Annotated in this window: 9 protein-coding genes and 1 pseudogene; 6 read left to right on the forward strand and 4 right to left on the reverse strand. The window is 65.0% G+C overall.

Features of this window, described 5'->3' with window-relative positions; all coding sequences use genetic code 11:
• Nucleotides 1–3: 3 nt before the first annotated feature.
• The 3 genes from ACVIIV_RS11785 to ACVIIV_RS11795 all read left to right on the forward strand — a co-directional run bounded on the left by ACVIIV_RS11785 (nt 4) and on the right by ACVIIV_RS11795 (nt 2,790).
• Nucleotides 4–981, forward strand: a complete 978-nt coding sequence (locus ACVIIV_RS11785) for an ABC transporter substrate-binding protein (RefSeq protein ID WP_456744335.1) — start codon at nt 4–6, stop codon at nt 979–981.
• Nucleotides 982–1,322: 341 nt separating this feature from the next.
• Entirely contained in the window at nt 1,323–2,321 is a 999-nt protein-coding gene (locus tag ACVIIV_RS11790; protein ID WP_456744336.1) for an SPFH domain-containing protein, read from the forward strand.
• A gap of 25 nt (nt 2,322–2,346) precedes the next feature.
• Nucleotides 2,347–2,790 carry an NfeD family protein gene (locus ACVIIV_RS11795; protein WP_456744337.1) on the forward strand — a complete coding sequence of 148 codons (444 nt, stop codon included), beginning with the start codon at nt 2,347–2,349 and terminating at the stop codon, nt 2,788–2,790.
• Between the two features lie 231 nt (nt 2,791–3,021).
• Here the strand turns inward: ACVIIV_RS11795 and ACVIIV_RS11800 are convergent, their stop codons facing one another.
• On the reverse strand, nt 3,022–3,348 hold the full coding sequence (locus ACVIIV_RS11800; RefSeq protein WP_456744338.1) for a winged helix-turn-helix transcriptional regulator: 327 nt from the start codon (nt 3,346–3,348) through the stop codon (nt 3,022–3,024).
• Nucleotides 3,349–3,467: 119 nt separating this feature from the next.
• Here ACVIIV_RS11800 and ACVIIV_RS11805 point away from each other — a divergent pair, with 119 nt between their 5' ends.
• The gene (locus ACVIIV_RS11805) at nt 3,468–4,019 is read left to right on the forward strand and encodes a carboxymuconolactone decarboxylase family protein (RefSeq protein ID WP_456744339.1); all 552 of its coding nucleotides are present in this window, start codon (nt 3,468–3,470) and stop codon (nt 4,017–4,019) included.
• A 236-nt stretch (nt 4,020–4,255) separates the two neighbouring features.
• Here ACVIIV_RS11805 and ACVIIV_RS11810 read toward each other — a convergent pair whose 3' ends face one another.
• The gene (locus ACVIIV_RS11810) at nt 4,256–5,263 is read right to left on the reverse strand and encodes a KpsF/GutQ family sugar-phosphate isomerase (RefSeq protein ID WP_456744340.1); all 1,008 of its coding nucleotides are present in this window, start codon (nt 5,261–5,263) and stop codon (nt 4,256–4,258) included.
• Between the two features lie 191 nt (nt 5,264–5,454).
• On the opposite strand from ACVIIV_RS11810, the pseudogene ACVIIV_RS11815 reads away from it, so the two are divergent.
• A pseudogene (locus ACVIIV_RS11815) lies at nt 5,455–7,198 on the forward strand (outer membrane beta-barrel protein).
• A 12-nt stretch (nt 7,199–7,210) separates the two neighbouring features.
• On the forward strand, nt 7,211–7,477 hold the full coding sequence (locus ACVIIV_RS11820; protein WP_456744341.1) for a hypothetical protein: 267 nt from the start codon (nt 7,211–7,213) through the stop codon (nt 7,475–7,477).
• Nucleotides 7,478–7,635: 158 nt separating this feature from the next.
• On the opposite strand, the gene ACVIIV_RS11825 is transcribed toward ACVIIV_RS11820, so the two are convergent.
• Both ACVIIV_RS11825 and gltB read right to left on the reverse strand, forming a co-directional pair.
• Nucleotides 7,636–9,087, reverse strand: coding sequence for a glutamate synthase subunit beta (locus tag ACVIIV_RS11825; protein WP_456744342.1), 1,452 nt, complete (start codon nt 9,085–9,087; stop codon nt 7,636–7,638).
• 156 nt (nt 9,088–9,243) lie between these two features.
• Nucleotides 9,244–13,989: a glutamate synthase large subunit gene (gene gltB, locus ACVIIV_RS11830; RefSeq protein ID WP_456744343.1), complete on the reverse strand. Its 4,746-nt coding sequence runs from the start codon at nt 13,987–13,989 to the stop codon at nt 9,244–9,246.
• Between the last annotated feature and the right edge of the window lie 250 nt (nt 13,990–14,239).

The raw sequence follows: 14,239 nt of genomic DNA on the forward strand, positions 1-14,239 counted from the left end.
CCCATGAATCGCCGCGAGTGCCTCGCGCTTCTTGGGATGGTCGTGGCGTTGCCGGCTCCGGTACTGGGGCAGCCGCCGAGCGCCGCGCGGCGGCTCGGCGTGCTCTCGGTCACGGCCGCCGATGACGCGATCGGGCAGGCACGCAGCACAATCCTGGTCGAGACGCTCGCCGGCCAGGGCTGGAAGGAGCGCGACAACCTCAAGATCGATTGGCGCAGCGGCGGCGGTGACCGCGCGCGCATCGCGCAGCTTGCGGACGAGCTGATCGCGCTCAAACCCGACATTCTGCTCGCGGTCGGCACGCCCTCGGTGGAGGAGCTGCGCCGGCGCACCACGACGATCCCGATCGTGTTTGCCGTCGTCACCGATCCCGTCAACCAGGGTTTTGTCGAAAACCTCGCGCATCCCGGTGGTAACATCACCGGTTTCGCCGATTATGACGGTCCGCTCGCCGGCAAATGGCTGGAGATGCTGACTCAGGTCGCGCCGCCCGTCCGTCGCGTGCTCGTCGTCTACAATCCCGCCACCGCGCCGTTTGCGCCCCTGATGCTGAGCACGATCGAGGACGCCGCACGGACGCTGCACCTGACGGTCGAGCCCGCGCCCGTCCATGACGCCGTCTCGATCGGGGCATTGGCTTCGCGGCAAGACGGCGCCATCCTGGTCCTGCCGGACTTCTTCACCATGGCCAACCGCGCGCAACTGCTCTCGGCGATCGCACAGGCGCGCGTGCCCGCGGTGTTCTGGAGCCGGACCTTCGTCGCCGAGGGTGGGCTGATGTCCTACAGCACCGACAGCGCCGAGCAGCTCCGGCGTGCCGCGGGCTACATCGACCGTATCCTCAAGGGCGCGCACGCAGCCGACCTCCCGGTCCAGAATCCCACCAAGTTCGAGCTGGTGATCAACCTCAAGGCGGCCAGGGCGCTCGGCGTCACGCTTTCCCCGGGCCTGCTCGCAATTGCGAATGACGTCATCGAATGAAGCCGCTCGTGGCAGACGCCTGGCCCGCATTCGTTAATTTCCGTTGCTAGAGCATGATCCGGAAAAGTGTGCAGCGGTTTTCCGAAAAGATCATGCTCAAACAATAACCTAAAGCGCGATGGCGATTCATCCTGATCTCATCGCGCTTTAGGTCTGCGCCCCGCGGTTTCAAGAGCCGCTCGCAAATACATATCGAGATCGTTCTCTCCCTCGACGTCTTGTGCAGAATTGCGCCGATGCCGAGTGAATTGCGGCCGCTGAACCAGTAGGATTGTGATCCCGACCAATGACAGCGCCGGAAAGGGCTTTTTCCCGACTTCCTTTCCCGGCTTGGAGGAGATATGAGCGGTTTCGACATTTTCGCGATTGTTCTGGTATTGCTCGTCATCATCACGCTGGTGGCCGGCGTGAAGACGGTGCCGCAGGGCTATGATTGGACCATCGAGCGGTTCGGCAAATACACCCAGACGCTGAGCCCCGGGCTCAACCTGATCGTGCCCTATTTCGATCGCGTCGGTCGCAAGATCAACATGATGGAGCAGGTGATCGACATCCCCGAGCAGGAGGTGATCACCAAGGACAACGCCACGGTGACGGTCGACGGTGTAGCGTTCTATCAGGTGTTCGACGCTGCGAAAGCGAGCTACGAGGTCGCCAATCTCAATCAAGCGATCACGGTCCTGACCATGACCAACATCCGCTCGGTGATGGGCTCGATGGACCTCGACCAGGTGCTGTCACACCGCGACGAGATCAACGAGCGCCTGTTGCGCGTCGTCGACGCCGCAGTCTCGCCCTGGGGCGTCAAGGTCAACCGCATCGAGATCAAGGACATCGTGCCGCCCGCCGACCTCGTCGAAGCCATGGGCCGGCAGATGAAGGCCGAGCGCGTCAAGCGCGCCGACATTTTGGCTGCCGAAGGCCAGCGCCAGTCGGAGATCTTGCGCGCCGAGGGCGCCAAGCAGGGCCAGATCCTCCAGGCCGAAGGCCGCCGCGAGGCCGCCTTCCGCGACGCCGAGGCGCGCGAGCGTCTGGCCGAGGCCGAAGCCAAGGCGACGCTGGCGGTGTCAGAAGCCATCTCCAAGGGCGACGTCGCCGCGTTGAACTATTTCATCGCCGACAAATATATCAAGGCGTTCGGCCAGTTCGCGGATGCGCCGAACCAGAAGATCATCATGTTGCCGGTGGAAGCCGTGAGCATGCTCGGCTCGCTCGCCGGCATCGGCGAGATCGCCAAGGCCACGTTCGGCGAGAGCGCTGCATCCGCAGCCGCTGCCGCGCGCCGCGGCGGATCGGTCCCGTCGTCGGGGCCGACGCCGCCCGCGGTGCCGCCGCAGTAACGGGGTATTTTACAGAGGTCGTGTCATGACCGACATGTTCGTATCGCTGGGCAACTGGAATTGGCTGATCTTCGGCTTCATCCTGATGGCCCTGGAGGTGCTGGCGCCGGGCATCTTCCTGTTCTGGCTCGGCCTTGCTGCGCTGCTCGTCGGCCTGATCTCGTTCGCTGTTGCCATCTCCTGGCAGATCCAGCTCGTGATGTTTGCGATCTTCGCAGCAGCAGCCGTGCCGGTGTGGCGCCGCCTCGCCAAGCCGAAGCCGGACGCGAGCACGAGCCCATTCCTCAACAAGCGCGCCGAGGCGTTGCTCGGCCGTGAGTTCACGTTGGAGAAGCCGATCATCGACGGCGCGGGCACCGTCCGCATCGGCGACACGGTCTGGCGCGTCGCTGGCCCGGATACGCCGGCGGGGACGCGCGTGAAGGTGGTGCAAGTGGACGGCGCGAATCTGACGGTCGCGGCGGCGTAATTCTTTCTTCCCCTCTCCCCTTGTGGGAGAGGGTGGCTCGCCGCGTAGCGGCGAGACGGTGAGGGGTATCTCTCCTCAAACGCGATGCTGAGTCGGGGAGAGATACCCCTCATCCGGCGCCATAGCCGAAGCTTCGCTTCGGCGTTCTCAAGAACGGCGGCCGAAGGCCGCCTATGCCACCTTCTCCCACAAGGGGAGAAGGAAGAAGGGCATGCGGCAGGCTTTCAGATTCTACCTCTTCCACCGCTCCGCAAACCTGTGCAGCGGCATGAACGTCTCGCACAATTCCCGCCCCAGCGGCGTCAGCCCGTAACCGCCGCCGTCACCCAGCTCCACGAAGCCCGCCTCGCGCAGCTCTGTCAGCCGCGCTTGCAGCACCGTGGGCGAGGCCTCATCGCAGGCGGCGCGTAAGCCGCGCGAGGTGAGGGGCTCTCCGCGCAACTCCCATAATATCCGTAGGCTCCAGCGCCGGCCGAGCAGGTCGAGCAATGCCATGATCGGCCGCCCGGTGCGCGAACCGCGGACGCTGCGTGTCGTCGAGCCAGCCTGCTTCGCCATCGTCGCCTCTTGCGTCGTGCTACAAATAATGTAGCTTATCGCTACGATAAATGTAGCAAAGGAGACGGCCCATGTCTTCTGCCATGTCTTCTGCCATGTCTTCTGCCATGTCTTCTGCCATGTCCGAAGCCACACCGCGCATTGCCCCGCTCACGCCGCCTTATCCCCCGGAGATCCAGGCACAGTTCGACCGCATCATGCGCGGCGCGCCGCCGCTGGTGCTGTTCCGGGTGATGGCGGGCCACATTCGGACCTGGGACAAGTTTCGCGCCGGCGGCCTGCTCGATGCTGGCCCGCTGTCCTTGCGTACGCGCGAGATCGTCATCGACCGCACCTGCGCGCTGAACAGATGCGAATACGAATGGGGCGTGCATATCGCGATTTTCGCTGGGCCGGCGAAGCTCACCGCGGAAGAAGTGCGTGCGACGGTGCAGGGCGACGCAGCATCAACATGCTGGTCGCCGGCCGAGCAGGTGCTGATCGCAGCCGTCGACGCGCTGCATCACCGCGCGACACTCACGGACGAGGAGTTCGCGGCACTCTCGGCGCATTACGACGAGGCGCAGATTCTGGAGATCATGCTCCTGTGCGGCTTCTATCGCACGGTGTCGTATCTGGCGAACGGCCTGCGACTGCCGCTGGAGGAGACGGCGGCGCGCTTTCCGGCGTAGCTCTAACCGCCGTCATTGCGAGCGCAGCGAAGCAATCCAGAATCTTTCCGCGGGGCAGTCTGGATTGCTTCGCTGCGCTCGCAATGACGAGGTGAGAGCTACGTGCCACACTCTCATTGTCATTCCGGGGCACGCGAAGCGTGAACCCGGAATCTCGAGATTCTCAGGTGCGCGAGTGCGCACCATAGTTCGATGCTTCGCATCGCCCCGGAATGACTCCGTGGAGAGTGTGTGCCCTACGCCACGCCCGCGCGCAGCAGATCGTGCAGGTGCACGATGCCCACCACCTTGTTCGCCTCGGTCACCAGCAGCGTCGTGATCTTGCGGGTGTTCAGCACCTCGATCATTTCGGTCGCCAGCATCGAGGGCGGCACGGACTTCGGCTGCTTCGTCATGATCTCATCGACCGTCACCGTCAAAAGATCGGGCCGCATGTGGCGGCGCAGATCGCCGTCGGTGATGATGCCGACGGCCTCGCCCGCATCGTTGACGATGCAGACGCAGCCCAATCCCTTGGCCGACATCTCGACCACGGCTTCCGACATCTCAGTGCCTTCAGGCTTGACCGGAATCTCCGCGCCGGTGCGCATGTAGTCACGGACGAATTTCAGCATCGCGCCCAGTTTGCCGCCGGGGTGGAAATGCGCGAACTCAAGCGCCGTGAAGCCGCGGCCTTCGAGCAGCGCGATCGCGAGCGCATCGCCGATCGCGGCCTGCATCAGGGTCGAGGTGGTCGGCGCCAGATTGTGCGGGCAGGCCTCGCGCGCCTTCGGCAGTTCGATCACGAGGTCGGCGGCCTGGCCGAGCGAGGACGCTGCGTTCGACGTTACCGCGATCATGGGAATCGCGAACCGCGCCGAATAGTTCACGAGGTTCTTCATCTCCGGCTGCTCGCCGGACCAGGACAGCGCCATGATGACGTCGTCGGTGGTGATCATGCCGAGGTCGCCATGGCCGGCTTCGGCGGCGTGCACGAAGAAGGCGGGCGTGCCGGTCGAGGCCAGCGTCGCCGCGATCTTGCGCCCCATATGGCCGGACTTGCCGAGCCCGGTGACGATGACGCGGCCCTTGGCCTGCCGGATCAGCTCGACCGCCTTGGCGAAGGTCGCGCCGAGCGGGCCACGCAGGGCGGCGGCGAGCGCGTTGATGCCGCCGCTCTCGGTCTCCAGCGTGCGGAGCGCGGATTCGACGCTTGTAGGAATGGAGCCGGATGATGCGGTCATCAGCGGTTTCGAGCTCGGCATGGTCTGGTCCACGGAGGGGGGCGTTCGCCCATTGGCGCCTGCTTAGCACGCCCCGGCCAGCGAGGCGACGAGAGCGCCAACACCCTCAACGGGTCATTAACCATAATTGTTTTAACTCCATTAACGATGGTTCCCGCCAGCCGGCGGGGAGCGATCGTGAAAGTGTTTGATTTCGTTGGGGTAATTCCATCGTGGGGTCGTCTCCAGGCAGGGGCCGGAGCAGCTACGCGCATTTCCTGCGCGCCGCTTTGCCGTGTCTGGCGCTGACGGCCCTCGGCAGCGGCCCCGTGGCCGCCCAGAGCCTGACGCCCGACCTGTTCAATCCCAATCGCGGCGGCTTTGCCTCGCCCGATACGCTGCCGACGCGCCGCACGGCGGGCGTGCCGCAGGCACCGTCGGATGCGTTGCCGGCGCTGCCCGATCCCAATGCGGATCCGCGCAAGGCCCGCGAGAGGCCGGCGACCTCGCGTGTCGGTCAGGTCCCGACCTACGGCCTGCCCGCCGCCACCGGCGCGAGCAGCTCCGGCTACGACTCGCTCAATCGCAAGCGGCAGCAGCCCAAGCTCTATCCTGGACAACCGAAGCCGAAGCGTCCGGCTGGTCCCGGCTCGCCAGTGCCGTCCGTAACGCCGGCGCGCACGTTGGGCCCGCCGCGCATCGCGCCGCCGCCGTCGGAGACCGCGCACAAGGTGCCGGTGCCGGCGGCAATGGCGGGCAACGTGCCCGGCCAGCCGCTGCGCCGCCGCCTCCGGGCCGATGATGATCCCTTCGGCGCGGTCGGCGATTATGCCGGCAGCTTCCTGATCAAGGGCGGGCTCGAGCTATCCGCCGGCTACGACAGCAATCCGACGCGCCTCAACAAGCCGGTCGGTTCGCCGGCCTATGTGGTCGCGCCCGATCTGCTCGTGGTGTCCGATTGGGAGCGCCATGCGCTGGTGGCCGATCTGCGCGGCTCGTTCTCGGGCTACACCAACGACATGCCGGCGACGATCAACGGCTTCGCCTCGCCGTCGCCGGTCGAGGCCAATCGCCCCGATTTCACCGGCCATGTCGATGGTCGGCTCGACGTCACCCGCGATTTCAAGCTGACCTCGCAGCTGCGCCTGCGGCTCGCCACCGACAATCCCGGCAGCCCGAACGTGCAGGCAGGCCTGCAGAAATATCCTGTTTACGCCGCCTACGGCACGACGATCGGCTTCGACCAGACCTTCAACCGCTTCCAGGTCGCCGCCGGCGCCACGGTCGATCGCACCGCCTATACGGATTCGAAGCTCACCGACGGCTCGACCTTTGCCAACACCGACCGCGACTTCAATCAATATGGCGGCGTGGGGCGGTTCTCCTACGATCTCAAGCCGGGCCTGAAGCCCTTTGTCGAGATCCAGGGCGACACCCGCGTCCACGACCAGGCCGCCGACCGCAACGGCTTACTTCCGCGATTCGAACGGCGGCTATGCCAAGGTCGGCTCGTCCTTCGAGTTCTCGCGCATCCTCACCGGCGAGATCTCGGTCGGCTATTCCGCGCGCAGCTACACCGACCCGCGTCTCAGCCAGCTCTCCGGCTTCCTCACCACGGGCTCGCTGATCTGGAACGCCAGCGGCCTCACCACGGTGAAGTTCTTCACCGACACGCAGATCGCCGAGACCACCATTCCGGGCTCCTCAGGCGTGCTGGTGCGCACCTACGCCGCTGAAGTCGACCACGACTTCAGCCGCTGGCTCACCGCCGTCGGCAAGTTCACCTACGGCACGTACGATTACCAGGGCCAGAACCGCAACGACAAAACCTACTCGCTCGAAGGCAATTTGATCTACAAGCTCAACCGCAACATCTGGATCAAGGGCACTCTGCGGCATGACATCCTGGATTCGAACCAGGCGGGATCGAGCTCGCAGGGGACGGTGGTGATGCTGGGGGTGAGGCTGCAGAATTGAGGAGTAGGCAAGATGGCGGCTCGAATTACTTTGGACATCAACTCGGCCGGCGAATTCGAGCTGTGGCTTAATCCTGAAGGTCGGGACCTTCTGGTCAAAGAGTTGCTGGCCTTAAGCGAGACCAACGAGCACTTTCACCTGATGCCGAGTGAAGTTGCGTCGGACGTTCAAGTTTCAACGCGTCCCTATCGGCCGAACGACAAGCTTCTCGAATACGGCAAGGTACTGTTCCGGCTTGATGAGTGGGATGCAGAGCACTTTCCGCACGTTTTGGACTGAGGCCGCTTTCCATCCACTCACTTCACTGTCATGCCCCGCGAGGGCGGGGCATCCAGTACGCCGCGGCCCATCGGTCAATAACAACTGTCTCTGGAATACTGGATCGCCCGCTTTCGCGGGCGATGACACTGTTTGTTAGTTTGGCCGCGGAGCAACTCTCAGCGCGGCAGATCCGTCTTCCCCATCAGGAACGTATCGATCGACCTTGCGCACAGCCGGCCCTCGCGGATCGCCCACACCACCAGCGACTGGCCGCGGCGCATGTCGCCGGCGGTGAACACGTTCGGGCGCGAGGTCTGGTAGTCGAGCGTGTTGGCCTTGACGTTGCCGCGCGGGTCGAGCTCGACTGCGAGCATCTTCAGGAGACCCTCGTGCACGGGATGCACGAAGCCCATCGCGAGCAGGACGAGCTCGGCATCGAGCTCGAACTCGGTGCCGGCAATCGGCTTGAACTTGTCGTCGACGCGCACGCAGTGCAGCTTCTTGACCTGGCCGTTCTCGCCGGTGAACTTTTGCGTCAGCACGGCATATTCGCGGATCGCGCCTTCGGCCTGGCTGGAGGACGTCCGCATCTTCAGCGGCCAGTTCGGCCAGGTCAGGCCCTTGTTCTCGCGCTCGGGCGGAGCGGGCATGATCTCGAGCTGGGTCACGGACAGCGCGCCCTGGCGCAGCGAGGTGCCGATGCAGTCCGAGCCGGTGTCGCCGCCGCCGATGACGACGACATGCTTGCCGCCGGCCAGGATCTCCTGGACGCCGCCGAGGGGCTCCTCGGAGACGCGGCGGTTCTGCTGCGGCAGGAAATCCATGGCGTAGTGAATGCCTGACAGCTCGCGGCCGGGGATCGGCAGGTCGCGCGGGGCTTCGGCTCCGCCGGTCAGCGCCACGGCGTCATATTCGTTGAGCATCTCGCGCGGATCGACATTGCCTTCAGCGCCGACATGGCTGTCGTAGTGGAAGGTGACGCCTTCGGCTTCCATCTGCGCCACGCGGCGGTCGATGACGGACTTCTCCATCTTGAAGTCGGGGATGCCGTAGCGCAGCAGGCCGCCAGCCTTGGCGTACTTCTCGTAGACATGCACGTCGTGGCCGGCGCGCGCCAGCTGCTGCGCGCAGGCCATGCCGGCCGGACCGGAGCCGATCACCGCGACTTTCTTGCCGGTCTTCTCTGCGGCCACTTCCGGCTTCAGCCAGCCATTGTCCCAGGCGCGGTCGACGATCGCGCATTCGATGGTCTTGATGGTAACGGGGTTGTCGTCGATGTTGAGCGTGCAGGACGCTTCGCACGGCGCCGGGCAAATGCGCCCCGTGAACTCCGGGAAATTGTTGGTCGAGTGCAGATTGCGCGAGGCTTCTTCCCAATTGCCCTGATAGACGAGGTCGTTCCAGTCGGGGATCTGGTTGTTGACCGGGCAGCCGGGCGTGCCCGGCGCGACCGAGCCGGTGCCGTGGCAATAGGGAATGCCGCAGTTCATGCAGCGCGCGGCCTGGTCGCGCACCTCCTTCTCGGAGAGCGGAACGACGAATTCCTTGTAATGCTTCACGCGCTCGGCGACCGGGGTGTACTTGCGGTCGTGCCGTTCGATTTCCAGAAAACCCGTGATCTTGCCCATTAAACCCGAAGTCCCTGCCGCTTAGTCGTTTGTTCTCTCACTCCTCATCCTGAGGAGCGGCGCGCTTTTCGCGCCGCGTCTCGAAGGATAGAGGCCCGGATGGTGACCTCATGGTTCGAGACGGCGCTTCGCGCTCCTCACCATGAGGGCTTTTTCTTACGCCCCGATCGCGATTTTCGGCTCGGCGTCCGCGTTGGCGGCCATTTCGCGCAGTGCGCGCCGGTACTCGACCGGCATCACCTTGCGGAATTTGGGCAGCCAGTCCTTCCAGTTGGCAAGGATGTCGGCGGCGCGCTTGGAGCCGGTTGCCTTTGCATGGCGCGTGATCAGCACGTGCAGCCGCTCGACGTCGGAGGCGAGCAGGTTCTTGAACACGTCGACCCGGCCGTGTGCCTCGAGGTCACCGGAGTGGTGATAGGTGCCGGCGTTGATCAGCTCTTCCGACAGCACCGGCTCGAGTTCGACCATGCTGAGGTTGCACAGCTTGTCGAAGTCGCCGGCCTCGTCCAGCACGTAGGCGATGCCGCCGGACATGCCGGCCGCGAAGTTGCGTCCGGTCTTGCCGAGCACGACCACGATGCCACCGGTCATGTATTCGCAGCAATGGTCGCCCGCGCCCTCGACCACGGCGACCGCGCCCGAATTGCGCACGGCGAAGCGTTCGCCGGCGATGCCGCGGAAGTAGCATTCGCCCTCGATCGCGCCGTACATCACGGTGTTGCCGACGATGATGCTCTCTTCCGGCACGATGGCGGAGTTCCTCGGCGGCTTGACGATGATCTTGCCGCCGGAGAGGCCCTTGCCGACATAATCGTTGCCTTCGCCTTCGAGCTCGAAGGTGACGCCGTGGGCGAGCCAGGCGCCGAAGGCCTGGCCGGCGGTGCCCTTGAGGCCGACATGGATGGTGTCGTGCGGCAGGCCCGCATGGCCGTAGATCTTGGCAACCGCGCCCGACAGCATCGCACCCGCCGAGCGGTTGGTGCTGTTGATCGTGGCCTCGATCTTCACCGGTGCGCCGCGGTCGAGTGCAGGCGTTGCCTGCTCGATCAGCGTGCGGTCGAGCACCGCCTCCAGATGATGGTTCTGGCGCTCGGAGTGATAGATCTTCTGGCCCTTCTCTTCCTTCTGCTTGACGAACAGCTTCGAGAAATCGAGCCCCTTGGCCTTCCAGTGCGCGACCAGCTTGGTCTGGTCGAGCAGCTGCACCTGGCCGACCATCTCGTTGAAGGTGCGGAAGCCGAGCGAGGCCATGATCTCGCGGACTTCTTCGGCGACGAAGAAGAAGTAGTTGATCACGTGCTCGGGCTGGCCGGTGAAGCGCTTGCGCAGCACCGGATCCTGGGTCGCGACGCCGACCGGGCAGGTGTTGAGGTGACACTTGCGCATCATGATGCAGCCGGCCGCGATCAGCGGCGCGGTGGCGAAGCCGAACTCGTCGGCGCCCAAGAGCGCGCCGATCACGACGTCACGGCCGGTGCGGAAGCCGCCGTCGACCTGGACCACGATGCGGCTGCGCAGCCGCTCGCGCACCAAGGTCTGGTGGGTTTCGGCGAGGCCGATCTCCCACGGCGAGCCGGCGTGCTTGATCGAGGTCAGCGGCGAAGCGCCGGTGCCGCCCTCGAAGCCCGCGATGGTGACATGGTCGGCGCGTGCCTTGGCAACGCCCGCAGCCACCGTGCCGACGCCGATCTCGGAGACGAGCTTGACCGAGACGTCGCCCGTCGGGTTGACGTTCTTGAGGTCGTAGATGAGCTGCGCCAGGTCCTCGATCGAATAGATGTCGTGGTGCGGCGGCGGCGAGATCAGGCCCACGCCCGGCGTCGAGTGCCGGACTCTTGCGATGGTCGCGTCGACCTTGTGGCCGGGCAGCTGGCCGCCTTCGCCGGGCTTGGCACCCTGCGCCATCTTGATCTGCATCATGTCGGAGTTGACGAGATACTCCGTGGTGACGCCGAAGCGGCCCGAGGCGACCTGCTTGATCGCCGAGCGCATGGAATCGCCGTTCGGCATCGGCTTGAAGCGGTCGGCTTCCTCGCCGCCTTCGCCGGTGTTCGACTTGCCGCCGATCCGGTTCATGGCGATCGCGAGCGTGGTGTGCGCCTCGCGCGAGATCGAGCCGAAGCTCATCGCACCCGTGGCGAAACGCTTGACGATGTCCTTGGCCGGCTCGACCTGGTCGAGGGCTACAGGCTTGCGCTTCTCTTCCTCCGCGTTCTTGATCCGGAACAGGCCGCGCAGCGTCAAAAGACGCTCCGACTGCTCGTTGAGGATCTTGGCGAAGGCGCGGTAGCGCTCCTGCGAATTGCCGCGCGCGGCGTGCTGGAGCAGCGACACCGATTCGGCGGTCCAGGCATGGTCCTCGCCGCGGCTGCGATAGGCGTATTCGCCGCCGACATCGAGCGCGCCCTTGTAGACCAGCGCCTCGCCGAACGCGTCGGCATGACGCCGCACGGCCTCTTCGGCGATCTCGGCGAGACCGACGCCCTCGACGCGAGTATGGGTGCCTGCGAAGAATTTCGCGACGAAGTCCGCCTTGAGGCCGACCGCGTCGAAGATCTGCGCGCCGCAATAGGACTGGTAGGTCGAGATGCCCATCTTGGACATCACCTTGAGCAGGCCCTTGCCGATCGACTTGATGTAGCGCTTGACGATCTCGTAGTCGTCGAGCGAGCCGGGCAGGCGGTCCTTCATCGCGATGATAGTTTCGAACGCGAGGTACGGATTGATCGCTTCGGCTCCGTAGCCGGCCAGGCAGGCGAAGTGATGCACTTCGCGCGGCTCGCCGGATTCGACGACGAGGCCGACCGAGGTGCGCAGTCCAACGCGGATCAGATGATGATGCACGGCGGCGCAGGCCAGCAGTGCCGGGATCGGCACCCGGTCGGTGCCGACCATGCGGTCAGACAGGATGATGATGTTGACGCCCTCGCGCACCGCGCTTTCCGCGCGCGCGCAGAGCTCATCCAGCACCTGGTCCATGCCGGCCGCGCCGAGACCGGCGTGGAAGGTGGTGTCCAGCGTCCGCGACTTGAAGTGCGAATCGGCCACCTCCGAGATCGAGCGGATCTTCTCGAGATCCGCGTCGGTCAGGATCGGCTGGCGCACTTCGAGGCGCTTGGTCGTGGCCATGCCCTGCAGGTCGAACAGGTTCGGCCGCGGTCCGATGATGGAGACGAGGCTCATCACCAGCTCCTCGCGGATCGGGTCGATCGGCGGGTTGGTGACCTGCGCGAAGTTCTGCTTGAAGTAGGTGAACAGCGGCTTGGCCTTGTCCGACAGCGCCGAGATCGGCGTGTCGTTGCCCATCGAGCCCGCGGCTTCCTCGCCGGTGGCCGCCATCGGCGTCATCAGGATGGTGATGTCTTCCTGGCTGTAGCCGAACGCCTGCTGGCGATCGAGCAGCGACAGGTTCGAGCGCACGCCGGTGGTCGGCACCTTCGGCAGCTCTTCCAGCACGATCTGGGTCCGCTCCAGCCACTCCTTGTAGGGATGGCTCTTGGCGAGCTCGGCCTTGATCTCGTCGTCGGGGATCAGGCGGCCCTGCTCGAGGTCGACCAGCAGCATCTTGCCGGGCTGCAGGCGCCACTTGGTGATGATCTGGTCCTCGGGGATCGTCAGCACGCCCATCTCGGACGCCATCACGATGCGGTCGTCCTTGGTCACGAGATAGCGCGCCGGCCGCAATCCGTTGCGGTCGAGCGTGGCGCCGATCTGGCGGCCGTCGGTAAAGGCGATCGCGGCGGGGCCGTCCCACGGCTCCATCAGCGCGGCATGATACTCGTAGAAGGCGCGGCGCTTCTCATCCATCAAGGGATTGCCGGCCCACGCCTCCGGAATCATCATCATGACGGCGTGCGGCAGCGAGTAGCCGCCCTGCACCAGGAATTCGAGCGCATTGTCGAAGCAGGCGGTGTCCGACTGGCCTTCATAGGAGATCGGCCAGAGCCGGTTGATGTCCTTGCCGTACAGCTCGGAGCTCACCGAGGCCTGGCGGGCCGCCATCCAGTTGACGTTGCCACGCAGCGTGTTGATCTCGCCGTTATGCGCGATCATGCGGTAGGGATGCGCCAGCGACCAGGCCGGGAAGGTGTTGGTCGAGAAGCGCTGATGCACGAGGGCCAGCGCGCTCTCGAAATCCTTCTCGTGCAGGTCGGGATAGTACTTGCCGAGCTGGTCGGCGAGGAACATGCCCTTGTAGATCACGGTGCGGCAGGACATCGAGCACGGGTAATAGCCGGCGAGGCCGCGGTCGCGGCGCTGGTAGATCGCCTGCGAGATCGACTTGCGCAGGATATAGAGCCGGCGCTCGAACTCGTCCTCGGTCTTGGCGGTGCCGTTGCGGCCGATGAACACCTGCATGCAGGCAGGCTCGGTCGGCTTTACGGTGACGCCGAGCGAGGAATTGTCGGTCGGCACGTCGCGCCAGCCGAGCAGGGTCAGGCCCTCTTCCTTGATCTGGTCGGCGATGATGCTCTTGATGACGTTACGCCAGGCCGTGTCGCGCGGCATGAACAGCGCGCCGATGGCGTATTCGCCCGGCGCCGGCAGCGCGAAGCCGAGCTCCTTGGCCTTGCGGCTGAAGAAGGCGTGCGGAATCTGCACCAGGATGCCGGCGCCGTCACCGGCGCGCGGGTCGGCGCCGACGGCGCCGCGGTGCTCGAGATTGCAGAGGATGCTCAGCGCGTCCGAGACGATCTCGTGCGACTTCTTGCCCTTGATGTTGGCGATGAAGCCGACGCCGCAGGAATCCTTCTCGAGGGCGGGATCGTAGAGGCCCTCGGCTTTGGGACGCGAATTGTGCTCCTGAATCGGTGAGGTGATCGGATCGGTCGTTTTCGAGGCGACCGTCGCCGACAGCTCTTCTGCCACGATGTTTGCGCGCTCGAATTGCGACCCGTTCATTGTTCCTGTCCTCTCCGTGCGGCAAGCTGCCTCACCGCCATCTTCGGCGCACCTTGGGCGTTCCGCGGCACCCGCCTCTGGGTCACCGCTCGTCCGCTGCGAGCCGCATTTTCTTAAATTCAGGCCTAGGCGTTCTTCGTCCCCGAGAACGGCTTTGCCCGTTGCCTTACGGTGCTCGAGAGCACCGACTTTCGTTGCAATCCCTATGCCGGAACCGCAAGCAAAATTGAGACAGTCTTCCTGTCCTAAC

This window comes from Bradyrhizobium sp. USDA 4354 (assembly GCF_054060315.1).

Bases quoted from the DNA above. Each gene is read 5' to 3' on its own strand.
- ACVIIV_RS11785 (WP_456744335.1), top strand. From the start codon at position 4: ATGAATCGCCGCGAGTGCCTCGCGCTTCTTGGGATGGTCGTGGCGTTG.
- ACVIIV_RS11790 (WP_456744336.1), top strand. From the start codon at position 1,323: ATGAGCGGTTTCGACATTTTCGCGATTGTTCTGGTATTGCTCGTCATC.
- ACVIIV_RS11795 (WP_456744337.1), top strand. From the start codon at position 2,347: ATGACCGACATGTTCGTATCGCTGGGCAACTGGAATTGGCTGATCTTC.
- ACVIIV_RS11800 (WP_456744338.1), bottom strand. From the start codon at position 3,348: ATGGCGAAGCAGGCTGGCTCGACGACACGCAGCGTCCGCGGTTCGCGC.
- ACVIIV_RS11805 (WP_456744339.1), top strand. From the start codon at position 3,468: ATGTCCGAAGCCACACCGCGCATTGCCCCGCTCACGCCGCCTTATCCC.
- ACVIIV_RS11810 (WP_456744340.1), bottom strand. From the start codon at position 5,263: ATGCCGAGCTCGAAACCGCTGATGACCGCATCATCCGGCTCCATTCCT.
- ACVIIV_RS11820 (WP_456744341.1), top strand. From the start codon at position 7,211: ATGGCGGCTCGAATTACTTTGGACATCAACTCGGCCGGCGAATTCGAG.
- ACVIIV_RS11825 (WP_456744342.1), bottom strand. From the start codon at position 9,087: ATGGGCAAGATCACGGGTTTTCTGGAAATCGAACGGCACGACCGCAAG.
- gltB (WP_456744343.1), bottom strand. From the start codon at position 13,989: ATGAACGGGTCGCAATTCGAGCGCGCAAACATCGTGGCAGAAGAGCTG.